Origin of the sequence: Halanaerobium sp. DL-01, from assembly GCF_003338615.1 — a bacterium.
GTDB lineage: Bacteria > Bacillota > Halanaerobiia > Halanaerobiales > Halanaerobiaceae > QPJE01.
The window spans coordinates 1-24,681 of record NZ_QPJN01000022.1 but is presented as its reverse complement, the minus strand read 5'-3'; the positions used below and the strand labels follow the sequence as shown (position 1 = coordinate 24,681).

General features: G+C 34.6%; 22 protein-coding genes, 2 pseudogenes and 3 riboswitches. All 24 genes and pseudogenes read right to left on the bottom strand.

Annotated features, from left to right (window positions below; translation table 11 throughout):
- Positions 1–68: 68 nt before the first annotated feature.
- Entirely contained in the window at positions 69–854 is a 786-nt protein-coding gene (locus tag DER71_RS08335) for a nitroreductase family protein (RefSeq protein ID WP_114474537.1), read from the bottom strand.
- 36 nt (positions 855–890) lie between these two features.
- Entirely contained in the window at positions 891–2,234 is a 1,344-nt protein-coding gene (locus tag DER71_RS08330) for a phosphomannomutase/phosphoglucomutase (protein WP_114474536.1), read from the bottom strand.
- A 50-nt stretch (positions 2,235–2,284) separates the two neighbouring features.
- The gene (locus tag DER71_RS08325) at positions 2,285–2,914 is read right to left on the bottom strand and encodes a hemolysin III family protein (protein ID WP_114458063.1); all 630 of its coding nucleotides are present in this window, start codon (positions 2,912–2,914) and stop codon (positions 2,285–2,287) included.
- A 386-nt stretch (positions 2,915–3,300) separates the two neighbouring features.
- Positions 3,301–3,681, bottom strand: a complete 381-nt coding sequence (locus DER71_RS08320) for a RidA family protein (protein WP_114458062.1) — start codon at positions 3,679–3,681, stop codon at positions 3,301–3,303.
- A gap of 91 nt (positions 3,682–3,772) precedes the next feature.
- The gene (locus DER71_RS08315) at positions 3,773–4,006 is read right to left on the bottom strand and encodes a hypothetical protein (protein ID WP_114474535.1); all 234 of its coding nucleotides are present in this window, start codon (positions 4,004–4,006) and stop codon (positions 3,773–3,775) included.
- Entirely contained in the window at positions 3,993–5,048 is a 1,056-nt protein-coding gene (gene cobT, locus DER71_RS08310) for a nicotinate-nucleotide--dimethylbenzimidazole phosphoribosyltransferase (protein ID WP_114474534.1), read from the bottom strand. The genes DER71_RS08315 and cobT overlap by 14 nt, the downstream gene beginning before the upstream one ends.
- A 79-nt stretch (positions 5,049–5,127) precedes the next feature.
- Positions 5,128–5,302: riboswitch (cobalamin riboswitch) on the bottom strand.
- Between the two features lie 170 nt (positions 5,303–5,472).
- Entirely contained in the window at positions 5,473–5,637 is a 165-nt protein-coding gene (locus DER71_RS08305) for a universal stress protein (RefSeq protein WP_158531806.1), read from the bottom strand.
- A gap of 170 nt (positions 5,638–5,807) precedes the next feature.
- Positions 5,808–6,296 carry a hypothetical protein gene (locus DER71_RS08300; RefSeq protein WP_114474532.1) on the bottom strand — a complete coding sequence of 163 codons (489 nt, stop codon included), beginning with the start codon at positions 6,294–6,296 and terminating at the stop codon, positions 5,808–5,810.
- Positions 6,296–6,865, bottom strand: a pseudogene (gene kdpC, locus DER71_RS12235) (potassium-transporting ATPase subunit KdpC). Before kdpC ends, DER71_RS08300 begins: the two are co-directional and overlap by 1 nt.
- A complete protein-coding gene (gene kdpB / locus DER71_RS08290) occupies positions 6,866–8,812 on the bottom strand; it encodes a potassium-transporting ATPase subunit KdpB (RefSeq protein ID WP_114474531.1) in 1,947 nt (648 codons plus the stop codon).
- Positions 8,813–8,922: 110 nt separating this feature from the next.
- Positions 8,923–10,677 (bottom strand): annotated as a pseudogene (gene kdpA, locus DER71_RS08285) (potassium-transporting ATPase subunit KdpA).
- 15 nt (positions 10,678–10,692) lie between these two features.
- Positions 10,693–10,782 (bottom strand): potassium-transporting ATPase subunit F, encoded by a 90-nt coding sequence (locus tag DER71_RS12530; RefSeq protein WP_114458051.1) that lies wholly within the window; start codon positions 10,780–10,782, stop codon positions 10,693–10,695.
- A 92-nt stretch (positions 10,783–10,874) separates the two neighbouring features.
- Positions 10,875–12,362, bottom strand: coding sequence for a TrkH family potassium uptake protein (locus DER71_RS08275; RefSeq protein ID WP_114458050.1), 1,488 nt, complete (start codon positions 12,360–12,362; stop codon positions 10,875–10,877).
- 2 nt (positions 12,363–12,364) lie between these two features.
- Positions 12,365–13,024 (bottom strand): TrkA family potassium uptake protein, encoded by a 660-nt coding sequence (locus DER71_RS08270; RefSeq protein WP_114458049.1) that lies wholly within the window; start codon positions 13,022–13,024, stop codon positions 12,365–12,367.
- Entirely contained in the window at positions 13,021–13,440 is a 420-nt protein-coding gene (locus DER71_RS08265) for a TrkA family potassium uptake protein (RefSeq protein WP_114458048.1), read from the bottom strand. Before DER71_RS08265 ends, DER71_RS08270 begins: the two co-directional genes overlap by 4 nt.
- Complete coding sequence (locus DER71_RS08260) at positions 13,441–14,136, bottom strand: response regulator (protein WP_114474530.1); 696 nt, start codon at positions 14,134–14,136, stop codon at positions 13,441–13,443.
- Positions 14,129–14,509: a response regulator gene (locus tag DER71_RS08255; RefSeq protein ID WP_114458046.1), complete on the bottom strand. Its 381-nt coding sequence runs from the start codon at positions 14,507–14,509 to the stop codon at positions 14,129–14,131. The genes DER71_RS08260 and DER71_RS08255 overlap by 8 nt, the downstream gene beginning before the upstream one ends.
- Positions 14,506–16,329, bottom strand: coding sequence for an ATP-binding protein (locus tag DER71_RS08250; protein ID WP_114474529.1), 1,824 nt, complete (start codon positions 16,327–16,329; stop codon positions 14,506–14,508). The genes DER71_RS08255 and DER71_RS08250 overlap by 4 nt, the downstream gene beginning before the upstream one ends.
- Before the next feature lie 28 nt (positions 16,330–16,357).
- A complete protein-coding gene (locus DER71_RS08245) occupies positions 16,358–17,011 on the bottom strand; it encodes a TrkA family potassium uptake protein (RefSeq protein ID WP_114458044.1) in 654 nt (217 codons plus the stop codon).
- A gap of 44 nt (positions 17,012–17,055) precedes the next feature.
- Entirely contained in the window at positions 17,056–18,378 is a 1,323-nt protein-coding gene (locus DER71_RS08240; protein ID WP_114458043.1) for a TrkH family potassium uptake protein, read from the bottom strand.
- Between the two features lie 520 nt (positions 18,379–18,898).
- A riboswitch (cyclic di-AMP (ydaO/yuaA leader) is annotated at positions 18,899–19,029 on the bottom strand.
- Between the two features lie 176 nt (positions 19,030–19,205).
- A complete protein-coding gene (locus DER71_RS08230) occupies positions 19,206–20,189 on the bottom strand; it encodes a zinc transporter ZntB (protein WP_114474528.1) in 984 nt (327 codons plus the stop codon).
- A gap of 152 nt (positions 20,190–20,341) precedes the next feature.
- Positions 20,342–22,753, bottom strand: a complete 2,412-nt coding sequence (locus DER71_RS08225) for a homocysteine S-methyltransferase family protein (RefSeq protein WP_114458040.1) — start codon at positions 22,751–22,753, stop codon at positions 20,342–20,344.
- Positions 22,737–23,438, bottom strand: a complete 702-nt coding sequence (locus DER71_RS08220) for a vitamin B12 dependent-methionine synthase activation domain-containing protein (RefSeq protein ID WP_114458089.1) — start codon at positions 23,436–23,438, stop codon at positions 22,737–22,739. The genes DER71_RS08225 and DER71_RS08220 overlap by 17 nt, the downstream gene beginning before the upstream one ends.
- A 4-nt stretch (positions 23,439–23,442) precedes the next feature.
- Complete coding sequence (metF, locus tag DER71_RS08215) at positions 23,443–24,330, bottom strand: methylenetetrahydrofolate reductase [NAD(P)H] (RefSeq protein WP_114458039.1); 888 nt, start codon at positions 24,328–24,330, stop codon at positions 23,443–23,445.
- 88 nt (positions 24,331–24,418) lie between these two features.
- A riboswitch (SAM riboswitch) is annotated at positions 24,419–24,522 on the bottom strand.
- Positions 24,523–24,681: the final 159 nt, after the last annotated feature.

Here is a 24,681-nt window from a genome sequence, read left to right as displayed (position 1 = left end):
ATCTATTAGTATAAATCAAAACCCTGGAAGCCCAAAAATTACTGAACTCCAGGGCCTAAAATATATAATCAGTGTTCCTTCTTAAAACTTCCTATCCCTTCTCCGCCAAATTCTACTTTGCCGTTTACACCACCATCTTTAGCTCCAATTTCTAAATGCAGGAGGGCAATCCCACATTCCAGCCTCCTATATGCAGTTGGTGTTCCTTTACATTCCACTATAATCCTGTCAGATTCAACTTTAAAACGCCAAGGCTGTCTGTTTAATCTGGAAGGAGCAATTCTTGCTATCTTAAGCGCATTTTTCATCCACCCAGGCCAGTCAGAATCAAAACCACCTTCACACAGATCATCAAGTGATTTTCTGTCATGTCGGGGAAATAATTTGGATATAAAGTTTTGGCTGAAAAGATAATTTTCAGAAGAAAACCCAAGTGGAGAAACAGCGGCCAGCCTTTCATCAGGCTCTAATTCTAAATCTACTTTTGATTTTTCCTCTTTATAACGGCCGGCAGTCCAGCAGGTTGCCAGACCCAGATCTGTTGCCTCTAAAAGTGCTGCTTCTCCTGCATAGCCCGCCTTTTCCCAGCAGTAGTCACCTTCTTTTTCTACAATAATAGCTATAAAATAAGGTGCACCTGTAATACTTCCATATTTGCCTTCAAGAGCCGGCAGCAGTTTAGAGATGTCTTCTTTAAAAAGCTCGATCCGAACTTCAGGAAATATCTGATTTAATTCCTCAAGAAATTTTTCATAAGATCTTAAAGTGAACTTAGAGATTTCTTTTTTTTGATATTTTTTACGAGAATATCGTTTTTCAGCAGCTTCATACCAACGTTTTACAGGAATCTGCATAAAATCAGCTCCTTTTCTTCTCAATTTTATCTTTTTCTACTCAACATTCATCACTTTTTTTATCTCTTCTACTTTTTCACCTAAAAGTTCTTTGTTTTTAGCTTCAACAACCAATCTAAGATAGGGTTCTGTATTAGAAGGTCTTATATTAAACCACCAGTCCTTATATTCCAGACGGTAACCATCAAAATCATAGAAATTAACAGGTTCTTTTTTATTAACAAAATAATCCTTTACCTTCTCCATTACTTTTGCTTTATTTTCAATTTTAAAATTTATTTCTCCAGAAGAAGCGTATTTATCCAGTTCAGAAATATATTCCGAAATAGTTTTACCTTCTTTTTTAAGGCTTGAAACAACATTTAGCACCACCAAAGCTGTCAGCATACCGGAATCACAGTAAAAAAAGTCTTTATAATAATAATGGCCGGCCAGTTCACCACCACACACACCATCTATTTCTCTGAGTTTTAGCTTGGCATAAGCATGACCTACTTTCCACATATGAGTTTGACCACCAAGTTTTTCTATATGTTCTTTTACAGACCAGGAAGTACGGATATCATATAGAATATTTTTTCCTTTACCCTGATCAAGATAATACTCTGCCAGCAGGGCAATAATTAAATCAGGAGAGATAAAATTTCCTTTTTCATCCAAAAACATCACCCTGTCTCCATCACCATCAAATATCACCCCCAGATCAGACCCTTTTTCCAGCAATAATTTTTTTAGGTCTTCTCTGTTCTCTTTCAGCAGTGGATTAGCTTCATGGTTGGGAAAAGTCCCATCAAGTTCATTGTATAGATAATGAGGATAATCACCAAAAATTGCGTCAGTTAAAATAGCCACCATCCCATTGGAAATATCTATGGATAAGTTTAGGTCTGACAGATCAGGCAGATATATTTTTTGAAATTCTATATATTCATCCTTTAAGTTGTGTTCTAAAATATGGCCCTTTTTATTCTTCCCTACAGGTTTTACATCTTCATTTTCCATCATTTCTTCTAATTCTTTTAGGCCGGAGTAATATCCAACAGGAAGTGCATTTTCGCGAGAAATTTTGAGCCCATTATACTCAGGAGGATTATGTGAAGCAGTAATCATAACCGAAGCTTTGTAGCCGTGTTTGGCTGTACCGTAATAAACCATCGGGGTGGTTGCATAACCTATTTTATAAACATCCGCTCCTCTGTCAGTAATTCCGGCTGCCAGTGCTGTAAAAATTTCTGGTGTCGATTCTCTATCATCATAGCCGACCAGTACTCTGTCAGTTTCCAGCAGTTTGGGTAAAAAATATCCAATTTTATATACATCTTCTTTATCAAAATCACTATTGTAAACCCCTCTTATATCATAAGCTTTAAACGCATCCATGCTACCGCCTCCCTATTTAATCTGATTCTGTAATATAACTGTAGAGCAGGTTATCCTAATGCAATGAAAACCATCAAATAATGAAGTATTCCACCTGCCAGTATGAAAAAATGGAAAATCTCATGAAATCCAAAATTAGGTGTAATGTCCGGTTTTTTTATAATATAAAATACTGCTCCGGCTGTAAAAGACAAACCTCCGGCAAACATAAGAATTAAATTTAAAGTAGGCATTGTCATAAACAGCTGATGGAAAGCAAAAATACCCACCCAGCCCATTAAAAGATAAATTACAGTGTAAAGAATTCTTGGAGTTTTAAAATACATAAACTTCAGAAAAAAACCGCCCAGGACAAGTCCCCACTGTACTGCAATTATTGTCCACTTCAGCCATCCTTCAAGATATAAATAGGCTACAGGTGTGTAAGAACCTGCAATCATAACAAAAATAGCAAAATGATCCAGTTTCCTCCAGATAGAATTTTCGTCATCGACTTTTTTGTGAGCATGGTAAAGTGAACTAGCCAGGAAAAGAAAAACCACAGACAGACCATAGACAGCAGCTATTATGAGTTTATCGAGACTGTCAAAAGCTTTTATCAATAAAATAATCATACCAATCAAAGCCAGAAAAAAACCAACTAAGTGAGAATAAAAAGATATCCGTTCATCTTTTTTCACTGTTTTTACCTCCTGAAATTTAAAGTGCAGCAAATCAGACAAAAATCATATATATTTTGCAGTTGAGAAACTAAATTTTTGAAACTCAGAATCTATTTTCTTAACTATATTCTATCACAAATTTATCTTTTTTAAATATAAATAGAAAAAAATCCCGGGAAAACAGGGAAATATCCAGGGTTAAATTGATATGCCACCTCAAAAAGAGTAAAGATAAGTATTTACAATCAAATAAATTCCTAGTGTTTCTTCTCTGGCCGCTACATTAAGATATTTCACTATCTTTGTCTTTTGTAGTGAGCAGCATTATATGGACAAGAAAAAACCATAAATATACCCCTTGTGCCAAAAAAGCCACAGGGGGTCTAAAAAATAAAAAAACTAATCTACTTTACTGCAGTAAGTGCTATTTCTACTGAAACACCTTTGGGCAAATTGCTTACTTCCATACAGGCTCTTGCAGGAGGATTTTCTTTAAAATACTCTGCATAAATATCATTTACTGCGCCAAAATCATTTATATCATCAAGAAAAATTTCTGCTTTGACAACATCCTGAAAAGTACAATCTGCTGCTGCTAAAACAGCCTTAAGATTTTCTAAAACTCTTTTTGCCTGTTCTTCTACTCCACCATCAATAATTTCTTGAGTTTCCGGATCAATAGCAATCTGTCCGGATAAATAAACTGTATCTCCTGCTTTTACTGCCTGTGAATATGCTCCCACTGCTTCTGGTGCCTTATCAGTTTTAATAATTTCTTTTGTCATTTTAAAATTCCTCCTAATTGATTTTGTTTAAAATATTTCTCTTTTAAATGTAAATAAGATAGTTAAAAAATGATATATTATACTTCTAACCTTATCTTATTCTTTTGACCCTATAATTATTATTCTCTAAAGTATCCATAATATCCTTCACATGATCTTCATTTTTTGTTTCCAGTGTAATCTGAACCTGGGCGTGTTTAAGAGATATATCAGGTGTAAGTCTGTCATGAGTTACAGAAATCACATTTGCACCAGTTTTAGTAATTATTTTATAGGTACCGTTATAGGTACCCGGTACTATATTAAAAAAACTATGCAGATGCATTATCGACGGCAGCTTCAGAAAAGGTAGCCATACTTTTCATTAGATTAATAGAACTATCTAAAAATGGCATAGCCAATACAGCCCCTGTACCTTCTCCTAAACGCATATTTAAGTCAAGAAAAGGACTAAGTCCAAGTTGTTTATAAACATTTTTATGCCCTGGCTCAACTGATTTATGAGAAGGAATAAGATAATTAGCTACTTCAGGTTTTAGTTTTTGGGCAATTAGGGCTGCAGCACCAGTAATTAAGCCATCCATAATAACGGGCACATTATTTGCAGCTCCTCCAATTATAACACCAGCCATACCTGCTATTTCTAAACCTCCAATTTTTGCAAGGATATCAATTGCATCTTCTGGATCAGGATTGTTGATTTTTATGGCTCTTTTTATTACTTTTATTTTATTTTTTAATCCTTTTGGATTTAAACCGGTTCCAAAACCTACTATCTCCTTCAGTGGCGCCTTTGTTATAACTGCGATTATTGCAGAACTAGCTGTTGTATTTCCAATCCCCATTTCCCCAATACCAATTACTTTAGAACCTGATTTTATAGATTTTTCTGCAATCTCAATTCCAGCTGCTAAAGAGTCCACAGCCTCTTTTTTAGACATTGCTTCCATTTTTGCCATATTATCAGTACCATTTTTTACTTTTTTTATTATTAATTTTTGATTATTAATATTATCTATCATTCCCATATCTACAATTTTTAAGTCTACACCAACTTCAGCTGCTAAAACATTTATAGCAGCCCCATTATTTAAAAAATTATTTACCATTTGAGTTGTTACTTTTTGAGGAAAAGCACTAACTCCTTCTTCTACAACTCCATGATCTCCTGCCATTACAATATGAGTTTTCTTGTCAAAACTGGGATAAAGTTCTGAACAAATCCCCGCCAATTTGACCGCCATTTTTTCTAATTTCCCCAGACTTCCTTTAGGTTTTGTTAATTGATCTAATCTGTTTTGAGCTTCTGTCATTTTTTTAATATTAGGTATTCCAATTTGGCTAATAGTTTTTTCTAATTTTTGCATTTTAATTCCCCCTTCTATATTTTTTAAATTAAAAAAGTTCACGATCCCCAAAGAGATCGTGAACTTTTCCATCATCCACAAATAATTTAATTATTAAGGCAGGTCTCCTGACTTACAGCAAGTTCTTTTTCCCTTCCCTAATTAAATAGGTGGTTTATAAAAAGTTTTTAAGCTGAATACAGTGATGGGATCGTTCAAGATTCAAACTTGATTCCCTATTCTCCCAAATAGGCACCTTAATAATCATTTTTTATTATGCATTCATTATATAACATATTTAATAAATTTTCAAAGCTTATTACAAATGATAAATAGCGAAGAATCTTTTATTTTTTACTAGTTAATTTCCCCGTCAAATCATAGATTTAAATGTTAAATAAAATTTTCTTTAAATATTTTTGATAAGATGAGGATATTTTAAATACTATTCTTCTTCTCCATACTTATGAAGTAAGACTGAACATTTTGCTGCCTCTGCAATTTTATCTGTTTTCTTTCCAAATAATGTCTGGTAAACCCACCAGTCTCCAGAAGGTCCAATAACCAACAAATCAAAATCATCTGTGGATTCTTTAATACTAGTTGTCAAAGAATCACCCTCGAGTATTTTAGTTTTAACATTAATATTAAATTCAAAGGCCTTTTCTTTTGCATATTCCAGAATTTCATTTCCTTTTTAAAGGCTGCCATTTCTTTTATCTACGTAATGAGTTAATGTTAAAGTAGCTCCAGTTTCCTGAATTATATGTTTAATCAAATTCAATCTGCTTTTCGAAGGTGTTTTGCTACCGGATACATTATTTTTTTTATTTGTTCGATATCAACTCTATTTTTATAAATAATTACATCTCCATGAAAATTGCCCATTATATTTGAAGCCATTTTAGAGATCTTAGCACCTGGTTTGGGCCCCCAGCCTAATATTATTGCTTCTGCTTCCATATCAAAAGCTGTTTCTAAAATACCTCTTTCAATAGTTTTAGAGGTCACAATTTCACGGTCACTGTGTATTCCATATGTCATCATCTTATGATGGCTATCAGTAACTCTCTGCGCACCCTCTCTCCACTCTCTCGGAAGATTAATATAACTTCCTTCCTGAATCACATGAATAAATTTAACCATTCCTTTTTTCCTTTCAATTATATAGGAAGCCAGATCAGTTAAATTATTAATATCTGCTTTATGACCTAAAGGAAGCAGAATTTTATTATATCCGGGCCAGCTTTCTTGTAATTTATCATTCATTAATCTAATACCTCCTCTAAAGCAAGATTTAATTCCAGTACATTAACTCTGCTTTCCCCAAATAATCCCAGCAGTTTTGATTCTGTATGTTCTTCTATCAATGAATTCAGGGTTGACTCAGAAATTCCTGTCTGTTCTACTAGATAACTAACCTGAAAATAAGCTGCCTCAGGCGAGATATGTGGATCTAAAGCAGAACCAGATTCAGTAATTAAATCTACTGGTACAGCCCTATTACCAGGCTGATATTTAACTTTAATTTTCATTGAGTCAGCCGCAATTCTCTGCTGTAATTTAGGATTTGAAGCAGCCAGATTATCGCTGCCAGAAGTTGAAGCATCATAATTAATCGAAGATGGTCTTGAGATAAAGTAGCTGTCACTTTCAAAGTTTTATCCGATTAATCTGGAACCTACAGCTTCTCCATCCTGATAAATTATACTGCCTGCTGCTTTATCAGCAAATAGCTGTCCAACTCCACCCAGTAATAGTGGATAAATAATTGAGAAAATCAAAAGTGAAAGAACAATTAACTTAACTGCAGTTATTATATTCTTTTTAATACTCATTTAAAACACCCCCAGCATAACCAATAGCATATCGATTAATTTAATAGAAATAAATGGTGCAATTAGACCGGCTCCACCATATATAACCAGATTCTTGCGCAGTAATTTGGATGAGCTCTCCGCTTTATAATCCACACCCTTCATTGCCAGTGGAATTAAGAAAGGGATGATCAGTGAGTTATAAATTAAAGATGCAATTACTACACTCTGTGGTGAATACAGGTTCATAAAGTTAATCTGCTGTAAAGCAGGTATCCCGGCACTAAAAATTGCAGGTATCAGAGCAAAATATCTGGAAATATCATTGGCAATACTGAAAGTTGTTAGCGAACCTCTGGTCATTAACAGCTGTTTACCAATAGCAACTACCTCAATTAATTTAGTCGGATCAGAATCAAGGTCAACCATGTTTCCGGCTTCTTTAGCAGCATTAGTACCGGCCTGCATGGCCAGTCCCACATCGGCTTTTGCTAAAGCAGGAGCATCATTGGTCCCATCACCGGTCATGCCAATTAACTTTCCTGATTTCTGAATTTTTTCAACCAGAGCAATTTTTTCTTCTGGCTTAAATTCAGAATAATATTCTTCTATTCCGGCCTGTTCTGCTACATAGCGGGCAGTTCTCTCATTATCACCAGTCGCCATAATACATTTAACTCCCATTTCCTGTAACTCCTGAATTCTGGCTTTAATACCAATTTTCAATTCATCCTGAAGTTCAATTAAGCCAAGAATTCTTTTATCTACTGCTACAGCTAGAGGAGTCCCACCACTATCTGCAATTTCGTGAGCTTTATCTGTTAAACCATCAGGAATCTCCTCAGCATATTCCTTAACTGCTTCTACAGAACCTTTTCTGATTTCAGTTCCATCTGGTAGATCAATTCCACTCATTCTGGTTTTAGCAGAAAACTCAACGAATTTTTCTTTTTTTAATTCACTTTCATCTACCTCGACATCCAGGTCATGAGCCAGATTAACTACTGAACGCCCTTCTGGAGTTTCATCAAAATATGAGGACTGCAGACAGGCTTTATATAACTCATTTTTCTCACTTCCGACTACTATAAATTCTTCTGCTATTCTTTCTCCAGTTGTAATTGTTCCTGTTTTATCTAAAATCAGGGCATCAAGGTCACCGGCTGATTCAACTGCCTTACCTGATTTAGCAATAATATTTTCTCTAGTTACCCTGGTCATCCCTGCAATTCTGATCGAGGCCAGTAAAGCCCCAATAGTTGTCGGCATTAAACCAATTAAAAGAGCAATTAAATTAGCAACATCAACATTCATATCCACATACATGCCAAAAAAACGCATAGTAACAACTGCTGTCAGATAAACAAAAGTAAAACTGGCTAAAATCAGAGTCATTGAAATCTCATTGGGGGTTTTCTGTCTGGAGGCTGTTTCCACCAGATCGATCATTCTGTCTAAAAATGACTCTCCTACAGCAGCAGTAACCTCAATTTTAAGCACATCACTTAAAACTTCAGTTCCCTCTGTAACAGAGTTTCTGTCACCACCACTTTCTCTAATTACAGGCTCTGATTCTCCTGTAATTGCTGATTCGTCAATAGAGGCACTACCTTCTACAACTTCTCCATCACGAGGAATAATATCACCTTTTTCGGCAAAGACATAATCTCCTTTTTCTATCTCTTCTCCGGCAACTACCTCATAATCAGCTTCAGTTATCTCATCTAATTCAATATCCTTATTTTTTAGCCTTTTTCCTTCACTCTCTACCTGTAGGGCCTTTAGACTGTCAGCATGGGCTTCACCCTGCAGTTCTGCCAGAGATTCAGCATAATTGGCAAACAAAAGCGTAAAGACTAAAATTAATGTGATTGTTAGATAATACCAGGTGGGTTCCTGCCCACTAAAAAGAGGTGGATAAATAGTCAAAATTATTGTCAGTATAGTACAGAGCTCTACTACAAACATAACTGGATTTTTGATTAAATATCCAGGGTTTGATTAAATATCCAGGGTCAAGTTTGATAAATGACTGTTTGACTGCTGTCCGCTGCTGTTCCCAATCTATATCGAACATCTTACATCCCCCCACTTAGCATTTCTGCAATTGGCCCTACTGCTAATGCAGGCATAAAGATTAAACCACCTATAATAATCATTACACCAACAAATAGAACTAGAAATGACAAATTTTCTACTTTAAGTGTTCCTTCTGTTTCTGGTCTTATTTCTGTTTCTGGTCTTATTTTTTTCTTCGATAAATTACCAGCTATTAAAAGCTAACCAAAAATGGGAAGATATCTCCCCATTAAAATTGCACCACCATTAAGTAAGTTATAAAATACTGAATTATCCATTAAGCCTTCAAAACCACTACCATTATTGGCAGCAGCTGAAAACTTCTCATATAATACTTCTGAGAAGCCAGTAAAACCCGGGTTATGAATGGCTTCTTTTCCTACTTTAGTAATCACTGCAATAGAAGTTGGAAATAAAACCAGAACAGGAAGCAAAAGAATAATTAATGCTGCAATTTTAACTTCACGCCATTCAATTTGCTTCCCTAAGTACTGAGGAGCCCGGCCAATCATCAAACCGGCTATAAATACACATATAAATATATAGGTCATTAAGTTAAGCAGACCAACTCCAACTCCATTATATAAGCAGTTCATTGCCATTGCCAGAAATGGACCAACACTTCCCTGGGGATTATAACTATTATGCATACTGTTAACTGCTCCATTAGTAGTTGAAGTTGTGGAAATAGCCCAGAGTGAACTTAAAAGACTGCCAAAGCGTGTTTCTTTTCCCTCCATATTACCCAGACTCTGATCTATGTGTACATCTCCTTTTACCATTGTTACAGCTCTATTTGGCTGCATTTCTCCAGCTGCTGTAACCCAGAATAAGCCAAGAAAAATTACAAATAACGCTCCAATTAAAATTACCCCATGTCTCCTCTTTCCTATCCAGATACCAAAGGCATAAATTATTGCCATCGGGCTGGCCAGCATGATTAAATTGAGCACTATATTTGATAGAATTGTTGGATTTTCAAATGGATGAGCAGCATTTGCTGCAAAAAAACCACCACCATTTGTACCCAGGGTCTTAATTGCTTCTATTCCAGCTACAGGTCCAACTCTGATCGCCTGTTTTACTCCCTCTATAGTATTTACTATAATCTCACCACCAAACCACTGGGGTGAACCCTGAGAAATTAAAAGCAGAGCAACTACAAAAGAAACCGGCAGTAAAAATCTAATTAAACCTTTTATTAAATTTACATAGAAATTACCAAGTTTACTCTCTTCTTCATTCTGAATTCCTCGTGTAAAGGCCGGCGCCAGTGCCAGACCTGTTCCTGCTGATAAAAACATTGCCAGCCCAACAGCAAAAAGCTGAGAAAAATATGATAATATTTCCCCACCATAATGCTGCTGATTTGTATTACTAATAAAAGTACTGGCTGTATGAAAAGCCTGATCCCAGCTCATACCCTCTAAATTAAGCGGATTTAGAGGCAGAATGTTCTGAAATTTAAAGACCAGAAATAAAAATATAAATAAAACTCCATTAAAGATCAGTAAAGAAAATAAATACTGTTTCCAGTTCATCTCTTTATTCTGATCAATATTCAAAAATGAAAATATCCTATCTTCTACAAACTTAAATGGCCTATCCAATTTTTTAATAAATTTCAGTTTATTCGGCAAATTACTTTTGCTTTTCGTTTCATCTTTATAAATCCAGGCTATATATTCTCCAAATAAATAAATTAAAGTAAATAATAGTAAAAAAAAGACAAGCAGAGCTATTATATTCAGCATTTTTTCACCTTTCTTTTAGAACTTTGTGGGAAAAAATAATACATAGGTTAGATATCCAAAAACAAAAATTGTTACCAATGCTAAAATAATATTACCAATATCCATTTAACACCACCCCTATTTTTTTCTTAAATACCTGCTGAAATAATCAAATTAAAATATTCTGTTTTAAAATTACTTAAACAAAAATTAATTAACTAATTTTTGTGGCGGCTTATATAAATTCCATCTTTAAACAATTTAATAGCTGCATAAAGAATAATCAAAAATTCCAGCCTTCCCAGGAACATTCCTATAATTTCAGTCCATATTACCATTAATGGAGTATCTAAACCTGTAATTCCGATTGACAGCCCGACCGTCCCAAGAGCAGAACCAAATTCAAACATGCTTTCGAGCAGAGTATATCCATGGGCAGTAAAAATACCAACTCCAACAAAAAATGTTAAAAGATACAGTATAATATAATTTGCTACCCTCTGTACATGCTCACTTTTTACGTAAAATTTACTTTCTCCCCTCCAGAGATAATTACTGCTTACATGCCTTCTTGGTAAAAACTGTTCTTTGATCTCCCAATAAATAGATTTAATTATCAAATAAACTCTGTACTGTTTAATACCACCAGCAGTAGAACCAGTTCCACCACCAACAAGCATTAGCAGAATGATTATAAAATTAGCGAAAGCAGGCCAGCCAGTAAATGAAATTGTAGAAAAACCAGTTGTCGAAAGTGCAGTTACCAGCTGAAAAAATGACTGCCTTAAATTTTCTCCCAGATAAGGATAGATTATATCTAAAGAAAAAAACATTATTACTGGAGTTAAAAGCAGAAGTGAAGTTATCATAAAGCGTATTTCTGCATTTTTAAAAAAAGTTTTTACTTTACCTTTTAAAAGAGTATAATGTGTGGCAAAATTTATTGTGCCGAGAAACATAAGTATAATTGTAACAATCTCAATTGAAAGGCTGTTATAATGACCTATACTGTCAGCCTGAGTAGAAAATCCACCGGTTGAAATAGCAGCCATCGAATGGTTGATAGAATCAAATAAACCCATTCCAGAAATATAATATAAAAAAACACCTACTAAAGTATAAAAAGTATAAATCCGCATAATCATTAAAGTCGATCTCTTTACATGGGGAAGAAGTTTATCACTTCTGGCTTCCGCCATATATAATCCCATTCCATGAACCGGCAAAAGATAGGAAAGTGCTATTACTGCCAGACCAGCACCACCAAAAAACTGCATAATACTTCTCCAGAGAAGAAATATTCGGGGAGCTTCTGTAACATCAACAAGGGAAAGACCGGTTGTTGTCCATCCACTTACCACTTCAAAAACAGCATGACTCCAGCTCATATTCAGTCCACTGACAAAGGGGACTGCTGAAAAAACAATTGCACCCAGCCAGGAAAATATTACAATAATACTACCTTCATTTAAAGATAGTTCCACATCTTCTTTTTTATTTTTTATACCATAAATATAAAGTAACAGACCGGTTAAAACAGCAAGACCACCGGCTGAAATAAAATAAAAACTATAATTTGCTTCTTCAGGATAGGCAAACAGAACAAAAAGTGGTGATAAAATTGCCGCACCGGCAAACATTATTATCATACCTGTATATTTAAAAATTAAAAAATATCTTGAAACAAGCAGATCTTTGTAGTTCACATTTATTCACCACCAAAAACTTTAATTGCCTCAGCCTGTTCTTCAGGCAGAGAGATAATAACTATTTTATCTCCAACTTCAATTTTAGAACCACCCCTTGGTATCTGTATTTCTCCATTTCTGATTATTCCTCCTAAAATAATGGTAAGAGGCAGATCCATCTCTTTAATTTCTTTTCCGGCAGCTGCAGAATTTTCTTCAACCTCTACTTCAAATATGCTCAACTTCCCATCTTCTATCATGGTTAAATTGTTAATATTATCAGAGGAAATACTCTGTTCTATTAGAGAACTAATAAGATCGGTTATATTAAAAATACTGTTGATGCCAAGTTTAGTAAATAAATTTTCGTTTTCCGGATTATTTACAAGAGCAGTAGTTCTTTTAACTCCAAAATATTTTTTAGCCATTTTACAGATAAATAAATTATTATGATCTTTTTGAGTCAATGAAACTAAAACATCAGCTTTATATGCGCCAGCATCTTCCAGAACCATTTTTTCTGATGCATCGCCAAAAACTATGGTTCCATTTATATCTTTAGATAGATCAGCAGCAAGTTCTTGATCTTTATTTATAATTGTAATGAAATGACCTTTTGAGATTAATTTTTTGGCAAGATGGTAAATTAATTTACCACCACCAACTAAGATGATATTCACTCTAATTTCATTCCTTCCCTATCAATTTTGCTTATAATATTTTCAGCTAAAAGAGAGATTTGAGAAAATATTTCCACTCTATCTTCATTTTTATACATATCCTCTACCGCAGGATCAATTGTCCTAACCAGTATTCTGGGAACATCAAAATTTTCTTTTGCCATTTGAGTTACAAGATAGTTCACCTGATCATTTCCAGTAGTTACTATAGCAAGATCAGCGGATTTTATTCCTGCCTCTTTTAAAACATCATTTTCCATAGCGTCTCCTTTAATCTGAAATCCGGAGAAATCCACCGGCAGAAGCGTAAAAGAAGCAGTTCTTTTTTCAACAACTACAATTTCATGGCCAGATCTGGACAGATTTCCGGCAAGAAGAGAACCTGTCCGTCCGGATCCAATTATAACAATAAACATCTATTCCTCCCTTTCCTCGTCTCCAAGATTCATACTGTCTATATCCACAGAGCCCATCCTTTCTCCAGCTCTTTCAATATTGTCATTTGCCGGTTTATATGATGGATCAAGAGCCAGTGCAGCTCTGTACATTTTCATAGCTTCGGGCTGCTTATGCTGCATCTCATATATGATACCCAGCAGATTAAATGGTTCCGGTTTTTCTGAATTCTCTGAAGTAGCCTTCTGCAGCATTTCCTTCGCCTTAGAAAAATTTCTTTTATTAATTGCATTTTTAGCTAAAATTATATAATCCTCAAAGCTTTCAACTTCTTTTTCGATATTTTCAAGCTCATATCTCTTAAATACATCTTCAACTATCTCAATAATCTCTTCTGGTTTAAAGGGTTTGCGCAGATAATCTATCGCTCCGAGTTTAAGAGTTTCAACAGCAGTTTCAACACTTCCATATCCTGTTATCATTATAACTTTTGTTTCAATTTCTTTATTATTTAGTTCTTGCAAAAATTGAATACCATCAATACCGGGCATCTTCATATCCAGCAGAATTACAGGGAATTCATCTTCCTTTACCTGTGCCAGTCCATCTTCTCCATTAACTGCAGTTTCAACTTCATAACCGGCATTTTTTAGAGCTGTCTTCAAAGTTAATCTTATATTTTTTTCATCATCAACTATTAAAATCTTTTTATTCATTTTCTTTTTCCTCCCTTATATTCTTTTCCACAGCACTCAATAAATCACTTTGATTTATTGGTTTTACCAGAAAATCTTCAGCACCAAGTGAGATGGTTTTCTGTATATCATCTTCTTCCGAAAGTGCCGAAACTATTACAACAGGAATCTCTTCGGTTGCAGCATCACTTTTTAAAGCTTCCAGAACAAGAAATCCGTTCATTTTAGGAAGCCTCAGATCCAGCAGAACCAGGTCAGGATTTGCTTCATTTGCTTTTTCTACTGCATCAACTCCATCTACTGCATATATTACATCATATCCAGCTTTTTCAAGGCTTTTACCAACTACAAGCCTTATATTTTTTTCATCATCTACCAGCAGTATTTTCTTCATTTTTCTTCCTCCTGATAACCAAATCTTGGGATGTAAAAGTAGAATTTAGAACCTTCTCCCTCTTCACTTTCTACCCAGATTCTTCCATTATGGGCTGTTATTATTTCTTTTGCTATTGCCAGACCCAGCCCTGTACCACTTTTTTCGTCTTTATCATTACCGGCCCTGACAAACTTATCAAATATTTTTTTCTGATATTCTGCCGGAATTCCAGGGCCATTATCTTCTACAGAGATTAAAACCCTTCTTCCCTTAACTTCTGTATCAATCTGTATAGTACCTTCGTCTGCATATCTCAGTGCATTACCAACCAGGTTGGAAATAACCCAGCTGATTTTACCCGGATCAGCCCAGGCAAAAATGTTTTCTTCGTCTTTATTAAATATGAGTTCAATATCTTTCTCTTCCGCCTGTCGATAAAATGGTTCCAGTGTCTTTTCTATTAGATTATTGATATCTGTTTTATCAAACTCCATTTCTATTCTTCCAGACTCTATTTTAGACAGGTCCAGCAGATCATTAACCAGTTCTGTTAACCGCTCTACATCCTCATAAGCAGCCTCCAGAAGTTCCTGCTGTTCTTCGTTTAATTCTCCTGTGTCGCCATTAATAACCATACTCAACCCCATATTCATAGAAGTTAATGGTGTTCTAAATTCATGTGATACTGTGGATACAAATTCTGATTTCATATTATCAATTTCTTTTAAACGTGTAATATCCTCCAGCAGGGTTACAGTAAACTGATACCCTTCTTCTTCATCAATAACCTGATTGGTTGAGACTTTATAATGTTTTTCCTGACCATCTTTCTTTACTAAGATAGTATTTTCTTCTTTTTCTCCCGGCTCTTTAATATATTCAAATAGCTTTTCTGACTGTATAGCCTCCAAAAAATGTTCATCAATCACATCTTTTTCTATTGAAAATAGATCTTTAGCCGCCTGATTAATTAACACTATTTTGCTGTCTTTATCAGTAACAATCAGTGGGCCAGAAAGGTTATTAACTACAGCTTCAGATTTTTCTTTTTCTATTAAAAGTTTTTTAATATTTATTTTTTCATATTCCTGAAGTTTAGAAATCATCTCATTAAACTCATCAGCAAGTACTCCAATTTCATTTTCAGAAGCAACTTGAACTTTCTGCTGGAAATTTCGATCTGCTACCTTTTTGATACCTTTTTCCAGTTCTTTAATTGGTCTCAATATCTGTTTGGTTAAATAAAGTGCAAAAATTAGAGAAAAGATAATAACAGATAAAGCTAAAATGAGAGTATATATAATAGCCTGATTTGCTCTGCTGTTGGCCTCCTGCTGTGCATCCAACATTGCCTGCCTGTTCAATTCTCTCAACCCTCTTATATCATCCTTTATTTGTGTAAATATTGGCAGAAGTTTCTGATTGTATACATTCCACCGTTCATCTTCTTCTGCATTATAAAATCTATCAAAATTTGAAATAAATTTGTAATAATTATCACTAATCTTATTTAAAATTTCACCCTCACCATTAATTGTAATATTATCTTCGGCTCTTGCAAGCCAGGTATAAAATTCCTTTTCATTTTTCCTGAAAATTTCCTGACCCTTTTCTTCTGGAGAGCGGAGCATTAAAAGCAAAGCACTATCCTGCCGCTCTATAGATTCAACCATACTCTCACTGGCCTTAATGCTTCTATAATTTTCTACCATAATATCATTGATGGCATTAGATAAAATTTTAAAATTATAAATACTCCAGCCGGTTACCCCGGCAATAATAATTATCATAACTGCAAAACCGAGCAGCATTTTCCCTTTCAGTGTTTTTATTTGCATGATAAGCCTCCTGAATATACGTCATTATCTATCCATTATAATCTCTAATTTTTTCGAGACTATTATTTTTTCCCATCAGTACAATCCTATCTCCTTCATTAATCTTATCTTCTGCTCCAGGAGATACCAGCAGATCCTCCCCTCTTTTTATTGCCATTACATTGACATTAAATTTAGATCTAAAACCTATTTCTTTTAGTGTTTTTCCCACCATATTTTCGATCGGAACTATCTCCAGTACACCGTATTCTGGAGCAAATTCTATATAATCAAGCACATTAGAAGATATAAGATTATGGGCAATTCGGGAACCCATATCTCTTTCTGGATAAACGACTCTATCAGCACCTACTTTTGTAAGAACTTTACCGTGCAGACTGTGGGGGGATTTGACAATTACATATGGGACAAGTAATTCTTTTAAAATCAGTGTACACAAAACATTGGCAGAAATATTATCACCTATGCTGACAACTGCCACATCAAAATTACCAACCCCCAGTGCCTTTAAGGTATTTTCATCTGTTGCATCCGCTCTTACAGCATGGGTAACCTTATCAGTAATAGCCTGAACTTTATCCTGATTACTATCAATGGCAAGTACATCATAACCATTTTCAGATAATGTTGTCGCCACACTTGAACCAAAACGACCGAGTCCTATTACAATAAACTGTTTCATCTACACAACCTCCAGGAAATTTGTATAAATATCAAATTTATAATTTAACCGACCATAATTTTTTCTGTTGGATAATGATATATACCCTTAATTTGTTTTTCTCCAAAGGCTACTGCAAGTGTGAGTGGTCCAACTCTTCCGGCAAACATTGTTATTGTTATCAAAACTCTGCTCAGCTTGGAGAGCTGACCTGTAATTCCAGTAGAAAGTCCTACAGTTCCAAACGCAGATACTGTTTCAAATAATACATCTATAAACTGAAAATCTTCTATTATTAAAATCAGAGTTGTAACTAATAAGACCAGTGTGCCGGCAAGCATAGTTATAGTAAAAGCTTTATATACAATATGTCGTTCAAAACGCCTGTTGTAAACTTCCATATCTTCTTTCCCAGTAATCATACTCTTTAAAGTTACAAGCATTACACCAAAAGTAGTTGTTTTAATTCCTCCACCTGTTGAACCTGGTGAAGCACCAATAAACATTAAAATAATTATTATAAATAGAGATGACTGCCTTAATGCACCTGTAGGGACTGTATTAAAACCGGCCGTTCTTGGGGTGACCGATAAAAACATGGCTGATAAAACCTTGTCCAGTAAAGGCAGCCCCTTCATCGTATTATTATATTCAAGGGCAAACATTACTATAAATCCAAATACTAAAAGAGCAAGGGTAATTACAACAACAATTTTTGTCTGCAGGGTGGCTTTCTTAAATTTAACTCTTTTGTATGTCTCCAGCATTACCCCAAATCCAATTCCACCAAGAATAATAAGTATCATAATTACAAAATTAATGGTAATATCACCGGTAAAACTTTCCAGGCTGTTTCCAAAAAGATCAAACCCGGCATTATTAAAAGCAGACACAGCATGAAACACAGATAAATAAACTGCTTTCCAAAAAGTATAGTCCTGACTTAAACGCAAAAAGAGTACTGCCGCACCTGTTCCTTCAATTACAAATGTAAATCCTAAAAGATACTGTACAAGTCTTACCATTCCAGAAATCTGATACTGATTTAGATCTTCCTGTATAATAAGGCGCTCTTTTAAACTGATTTTTTTGCCAATAATAAAGGCAAACAGTGTTGACATGGACATAATACCCAGTCCACCTATCTGTATCATCAGCATAATTACGGTTGATCCAAAAATTGTAAAAGCTTCTTTTGTATTGACAACTATAAGCCCGGTTACACAGGTAGCAGAAGTAGCTGTAAAAACAGCATCAATAATACCTAGTCCCTGTCCATCATTTGTAGCTATAGGAAGCATAAGAAGTATTGACCCCAGCAAAATTACTACAAAATATCCCCTGACTAAATATTGAGCTGGTGTTAAATTTTTTTTCTTTATTATCATCCAACTTCTCTCCTATTCTGGAATTTACTCAGTTATGCTGTAAAAATTTTATCAACACTGTTTAATGCTTTATGAGCTTTGTATTTTGAATTTTTTCAGATCACTTTATAAAAATCCGAACATATATTAAAGATGTGTCCACAAAAAGGGTGTTTGCGGAACATTCGGCATTTTTCGTTAATCTACATTAAACAGTGCCTGTACGAATTATTTAAATACGTAGTGCCTGTGGTGCAATCTTAATGAGTTAGAGACGCAAATAACCTTTTTGTGAGAGAACCATATTAATCATTTTTTTATAATCATAAATGATTGCAGTGCGAAAAGTCGATTTTTAGTATTATACCAATTTGAGAAGCTTTTTAAGATAGGGATTATATAAGTCGAAAATTATTATTTAATACTTTTCGCAGTGAAACCATAAATTCAATTTAAGAACAAATATTCCCATATAAATACAAAATAAAAAAGCACTACAGATAGACTGTAGTGTCAAATATAATATAACCATTGACTGGCAGCCTGTCCTTTAATAAGTCTACGGAGTTAGCTGTCGGGCTGGAAGTAAAGGTCTTCCTCTAATTAAATTAGATTCGCCCCAAAAAGGTGGGTCCTCCGCTCTCATAAAATGAGATTGGACAACAGATATATTTTCTTTTTCTATATTAAAACATATTTTAATCATCTTGTCAACTTCGGTTAAACAGGAGTTTCCCCAAAATTTATTTTCAAGCTGCAAAAAGGGGGCTTTAGTCATCAACGAAATTTTCCTGCATCTCCCCTTTTTGCAGCAGTATATAAAAAATGGGGAAAGTCCAGCGGTTAAATTAAAGCCAGTTATTTTTTTTAAACAAAATATATTCTATCACTATTAGTATAACCATAGAAAAGGAAAATATCCAGAAAGCAGAATCATTATCTACACCCGGCATGCCACCAATATTAATTCCAAACAGTCCTGTTAAAAATCCAAGAGGAAGAAAGATACTTCCTACTATCGACAAAATATACATGGTCCGATTCATCTGATCATTTATCCTATTGTTAATCTCTTCATGTATAAGTGCCGCCCTATCACGAATATTATCAAGTTCTTCCAGCAATCTGATAGTTCGGTCGGAAAATTCATAAATATATTCTTTATTTGCCTCTGTCAGCCAGGGAATTTTTTCTCTATAAAGCCTGGCCATAAGTTCTCTCTGAGGTACTATATAGCGCCTGATAATAATAGTTTTTCTTCTCTTCTCAGATAGTTGGGAACGAAGTCTATCGGTTTCTCCTGTCAAAACCTCTTCTTCCATATCATCTATCTGTTCTTCCATATCATATATGTACTCACTAATCTTATTTGTAATACCATCTATTACTCGTATCAAAAAATCATTTATAGAAAGTGGGCCAGCACCAGCGGCATAACTCTTATCTATCTCATCCATTGTCAGTACTCGCTCACTTCTGCTGGTAATTATTCTACCTGGCTCAATCCACATATGAAGAGAAACCATGTCTTCTTCATCAGAATCAGCATTAAAATTTAGTCCCCGCAAATTGATCAAAATACCGTCATCATCTTTTAGAATTCGGGGTCTAGTTTCCTCAGAGATCAGTTCCTGAATTACAATTTCTGATAATCCACTTTTGTTTTTAAGCCAGGTCCTAGTCTCTTCAGTTCCCACATTTAAATGATACCAGAGAAATCCCTTTTCACCCAGACTATCTCTTTCTGTTATATTATTAAGGTCTTTTATCTTTTCTATCTTTTCTTCAGTAATTATATATCCATTCAGCAGAGCTTCATTTGTATTATTCATCTTGTCTCCTTTCCTGAAAAGATTTAAATTATTTGACCCTTATCCCTTATATTAAGATTCGAGATAATTAAAACTTTTCCTGTTTTTAAAATATTATTAGATGACTTTCCTTTCTCAATTAACACTATTTTTAAATTTTATTATTCGCAGCCTTAATTTATTTCAGCAAATACTTTTTGCGCTATCTTAACTGCTTCTTTAGCATCTTTTGCATAAAAATCAGCTTCTATCATATCTGCATAATCTGATGTAAGTACAGCTCCTCCAACCATTATCCGACAGTCAGGAGTTTCTTTTCTGACAGCTTTTATGGTTTTTTCCATATTTTTTACTGTAGTAGTCATAAGTGCACTTAAACCTATAAGTTTAATTTCATTTTCTTTTACTGTTCTAACAATCTCCTCAGTCTGCACATTTCGACCCAGATCAATTATCTGATAGCCGTAGTTTTCCAGTACTATTTTTACTATGTTTTTCCCTATATCATGTACATCACCTTTTACAGTCGCAACGGCAATTTTCCCTTTTGCAATATTTCTGCCACCACTGTGTGCCATCTTCTGCTTAATAACAGCAAAGGCTTCCTTTACAGTTTCTGCAGACTGTACAAGTTGAGGTAGAAAAATTTCTCCCTGTTCATAACTATCACCGACAATATCCAGAGCAGGAATTAAATATTCATTTACTACTTCTAACGCTTCTTTTTCTTTTAATATCTTTTCGGTTAAAGGACCGGCTGCATTTTTTAAACCTTTTATAATGACCATTTTCAAATCATCGACTTTATCACCCAATTCTTCTGATTCCAGAATTTCTTTTTTTTCTGGAGCAACATTATCTTTGTTTTTCGCCATGTATTCTATATATTGAACAGCACCTTGATCAATATTATTTAAAACTGCTGCAGCTTTAATTGAAGCCATCATTTCTCTATCATTGGGATCAATTATAGGCAGATTTAAGCCCTGGAAAAGAGCCATACTCAAAAAAGTTCTATTGAGAACCGAACGTGCAGGCAGCCCAAAAGAAACATTGGAAATCCCAAGAGTAGTATTAACTCCCAATTCTTCCTTTACTCTCTTTATTGCTTTAAGGGTTTCTTTTACACCTTCCTGCTGGGCAGAAGCAGTTAAAGTAAGGCAGTCAATTATAATTTTCCCTCTCTTTATTCCATACTCATCCGCTTTATTAACTATTTTTTCGGCAATTTTAAATCTTTCTTCTGAACTGTCAGGTATACCGCTTTCATCCATAGTAAGGCCAATAACAGCTGCCCCATATTTTTTTACTGAAGGTAAGATCTTATCAAGTACAGCAGTCTCTCCATTAACAGAATTAACCACTGCAGTCCCATTATAATATCTCAAAGCACCTGCTATAACATCAGGATCACTGGAATCAATCTGAAGAGGAATGTCTAAAATCCCCTGCAGTTCTTTAATTGTTCTGATCATCATCTCTTTCTCATCTATATCCGGCAGCCCTAAATTGACATCCAGTATATCTGCTCCTGCTTCCACTTCTTCTACAGCAACTTTAAATATATAATCTAAATCACTATTTTTAAGTGCATTTTTGAAAACAGGTTTTCCAGTCGGATTAATTCTCTCTCCTACCACATTAATACTGGCAAGATTAACATATTGTGAGGGTGAACAGACTGTGCTCTCTTTTATTATTCTTCTGCTCTTAACTTTTTTATTTTTTAGATTCTCTGCAATAATAGAAATAAAGTTTTTATCTGTACCACAGCAGCCTCCAACAACAGCCAGCCCTTTTTGATAAAGTTCTGCTAAAGGCTTAAAATATTCTTCTGGTGAAATCTTAAAAACCGTTTCTCCATCTTCTACAACAGGAAGCCCAGCATTTGCCTGCATAATTACCGGAATTTCTGAATATTTCAGCACTTCTTCTGCCAGTGGTTTTAGTTTTTCCGGCCCCAGGGAACAGTTTAAACCTAATGCATCTACACCCAGACCTTCAAGTACAGAAATCATAGAACGGATACTGCCCCCGGTAAAAGTCCTGCCGTTTTCCTCAAAGGTCATTGTACAGAAGACAGGCAGGTCAGAATTTTCCTCAGCAGCCAGAACCGCAGCTTTTGCTTCATATAGATCTGCAATAGTTTCTATATGTATGAGGTCTGCTCCTGCTTCTTCACCTATTTTAACCTGTTGTTTGAAAAGCTGATATGCTTCATCAAAAGTTAAACTTCCCATCGGCTCCAGAAGCTCTCCTAAAGGGCCAATATCCAGGGCAACCAGTGCATCTACAGAACTTTCATCTACAGCTCTGCGGGCATTACTGACTGCTGCTCTAATAATTTCTTCCACAGAATAATCAGTTTCATCCATTTTTAAGGTATTTGCTCCAAAAGTATTGGTGGTTAAAATCTCTGCCCCAGCCTCTAAATAGCTTTTATGTATATCAACGATTTCTTTACTTTTTTCTATGTTCAATATTTCGGGCAGTTCTCCTGCTTTCAGTCCTCTCATCTGTAGTACAGTCCCCATTGCTCCATCAAAAATTATTATTTCTTTCCCCAGCCTATTTTTTAGTTCCACAGTAGTTCCCCTTTCTCCTCAACTGACAGTCATTATATAAATTACACTGTCTGCAGTGTCTTTTTTCAAAAGAAAATTCTCCATCACTTTCTGTTTTTTCTGTCAACATGCCGATTACAGCAGTGACTGATTTATTTGGCTGAAGCATATTATATTTAGAAACTGTTAAACCAATTTTTTTGGGAGCATTAAGTATTCTTAAAAGCTCTTTCTGAACTTCTATACTTAGGTCACCATAGCCCGGACTATAGCGAAAGGTAATGTCTTTATATCCATCATTAAATGCTTTTCTTTTTATTTCAGCTTCGACTTTATCACAGCCTTCTTCAACTGCTGCTGTTGCGCAAGCATCAAAGATTACTGCTTTTGTGACAGAAGTTTTATCATAAAGCGATATTTTTTTATCAATTTGTACACCCAGAGTAACTGCCATTAAATATATTTCTGGTGACTTTTTTAAATGTTTTTTAATGCTTTTACCTTTTAATGTAAGGGTTGTATTTAATAATTTTATTCCTTTTTGAGAAATTTCTATCGGGAATTTTTTATATAAATAGCGAAAATCAATTAAATCTTTTACCTCTGCCGATGCTTGACTGATTAACTGTATAATATTTTTATCTTTTAAATCTTTAGATGTCTGCAGATACATCAATACTTCAGATCTGTCTATTTTAAATTCCATCACTTTATCCAACCTTTTTATGATTTATATGTTTTAATAATGATTCAATAGCTTCTTTGATTTTCCTCGCTACAAAGGGATTATTCATCGTATAAAGATGAATCCCATCAACATCACTGGATATTAAATCTACAATCTGTTCTACAGCATATGCTATCCCAGCATCACGCAGTGCTTCAGGGTTATCCTGATATTTAACAAGTATCTTTTTAAATTTTTCGGGAAAATATGCATCTGATAATTCAATTATTCTTCCCACCTGTTTTTTGTTAATAACAGGCATAATACCTGCTTCAATAGGTATATCAATCCCCTTTTTTCTTATTTGACTGATAAAATTATAAAAAATCTGGTTATCAAAAAACATTTGAGTTATCAAATAATCGACACCATAATCAACCTTGTGTTTCAAATATTCAATATCTTCTGCCAGATTCTCTGTTTCCAGATGTCCTTCAGGATAGGAAGCAGCAGCCACTCCAAAATCTCCTTTTTTCTTAATATAATCAATCAGCTGATAGGCATAATTATAATTTCCTGTCTGACTGCCGTCAAGTGGTTTATCCCCTCTTAAGGCCAGAATATTTTCTATCTTATTAGCCTTCAATCTCTCCAAAATATCATCTATATTTTCCTGGGTAGAATTGATACAGGTTAAATGTGCCAGGGGCTCTACTCCATATTTTTCTTTTAATAAAGATGAAATCTCACAGGTTTTATTGTTGTTTACCCCTCCACCTGCACCATAAGTAACACTCATATAATCAGGCTCAATTTTTTTAAATTTATCCAGCACCTTATATATTGTTTCAATATGCATATCATATTTAGGTGGAAAAATTTCCAGTGAGAATACCACTTTTTTTTCTGCAAAAATATCTTTAATTTTCATTTTAACCTTTTCTCTCCTTAATATATTATCATCAATAAATGTTGTTTAATTAAAAAATCCACTCCCTGAAAAAGAAATGGCCTAGGATAACTTATCTTTCAGGTTTATCCTGCTGGATTTAGCACCGGGCAGAATAAACTGCTGGTTGCCGGGTTTCTCAGGGCCAGTTCCCTCCACCTCTCTTGATAAGATATTATTATGCTATTTTTGATTACTTTACCATATTAAATGATCTATGTCAAGAATTTATGGTATAATAGAGTTTCCCCAAAATCACAATTAATAACCTTTTGATATCCTTAACATTGCTGCAAACTGAACAGGTTAGGCTGTTGTGATCTTTTAAATTTG

Coding starts and splice junctions, on each gene's coding strand:
- DER71_RS08315 (WP_114474535.1), bottom strand. CDS start 4,006: ATGCATCTGCATAGTTTTTTTAATATAGTACCGGGTACCTATAACGGT.
- DER71_RS08265 (WP_114458048.1), bottom strand. CDS start 13,440: ATGTTTATTGTTATAATTGGATCCGGACGGACAGGTTCTCTTCTTGCC.
- kdpB (WP_114474531.1), bottom strand. CDS start 8,812: ATGTTTGTAGTAGAGCTCTGTACTATACTGACAATAATTTTGACTATT.
- cobT (WP_114474534.1), bottom strand. CDS start 5,048: ATGCAAAAATTAGAAAAAACTATTAGCCAAATTGGAATACCTAATATT.
- DER71_RS08250 (WP_114474529.1), bottom strand. CDS start 16,329: ATGCAAATAAAAACACTGAAAGGGAAAATGCTGCTCGGTTTTGCAGTT.
- DER71_RS08335 (WP_114474537.1), bottom strand. CDS start 854: ATGCAGATTCCTGTAAAACGTTGGTATGAAGCTGCTGAAAAACGATAT.
- DER71_RS08330 (WP_114474536.1), bottom strand. CDS start 2,234: ATGGATGCGTTTAAAGCTTATGATATAAGAGGGGTTTACAATAGTGAT.
- metF (WP_114458039.1), bottom strand. CDS start 24,330: ATGAAAATTAAAGATATTTTTGCAGAAAAAAAAGTGGTATTCTCACTG.
- DER71_RS08245 (WP_114458044.1), bottom strand. CDS start 17,011: ATGAAACAGTTTATTGTAATAGGACTCGGTCGTTTTGGTTCAAGTGTG.
- DER71_RS08300 (WP_114474532.1), bottom strand. CDS start 6,296: ATGAATGATAAATTACAAGAAAGCTGGCCCGGATATAATAAAATTCTG.
- DER71_RS12530 (WP_114458051.1), bottom strand. CDS start 10,782: ATGGATATTGGTAATATTATTTTAGCATTGGTAACAATTTTTGTTTTT.
- DER71_RS08230 (WP_114474528.1), bottom strand. CDS start 20,189: ATGAATAATACAAATGAAGCTCTGCTGAATGGATATATAATTACTGAA.
- DER71_RS08260 (WP_114474530.1), bottom strand. CDS start 14,136: ATGAATAAAAAGATTTTAATAGTTGATGATGAAAAAAATATAAGATTA.
- DER71_RS08320 (WP_114458062.1), bottom strand. CDS start 3,681: ATGACAAAAGAAATTATTAAAACTGATAAGGCACCAGAAGCAGTGGGA.
- DER71_RS08240 (WP_114458043.1), bottom strand. CDS start 18,378: ATGATAATAAAGAAAAAAAATTTAACACCAGCTCAATATTTAGTCAGG.
- DER71_RS08220 (WP_114458089.1), bottom strand. CDS start 23,438: ATGGAATTTAAAATAGACAGATCTGAAGTATTGATGTATCTGCAGACA.
- DER71_RS08255 (WP_114458046.1), bottom strand. CDS start 14,509: ATGAAGAAAATACTGCTGGTAGATGATGAAAAAAATATAAGGCTTGTA.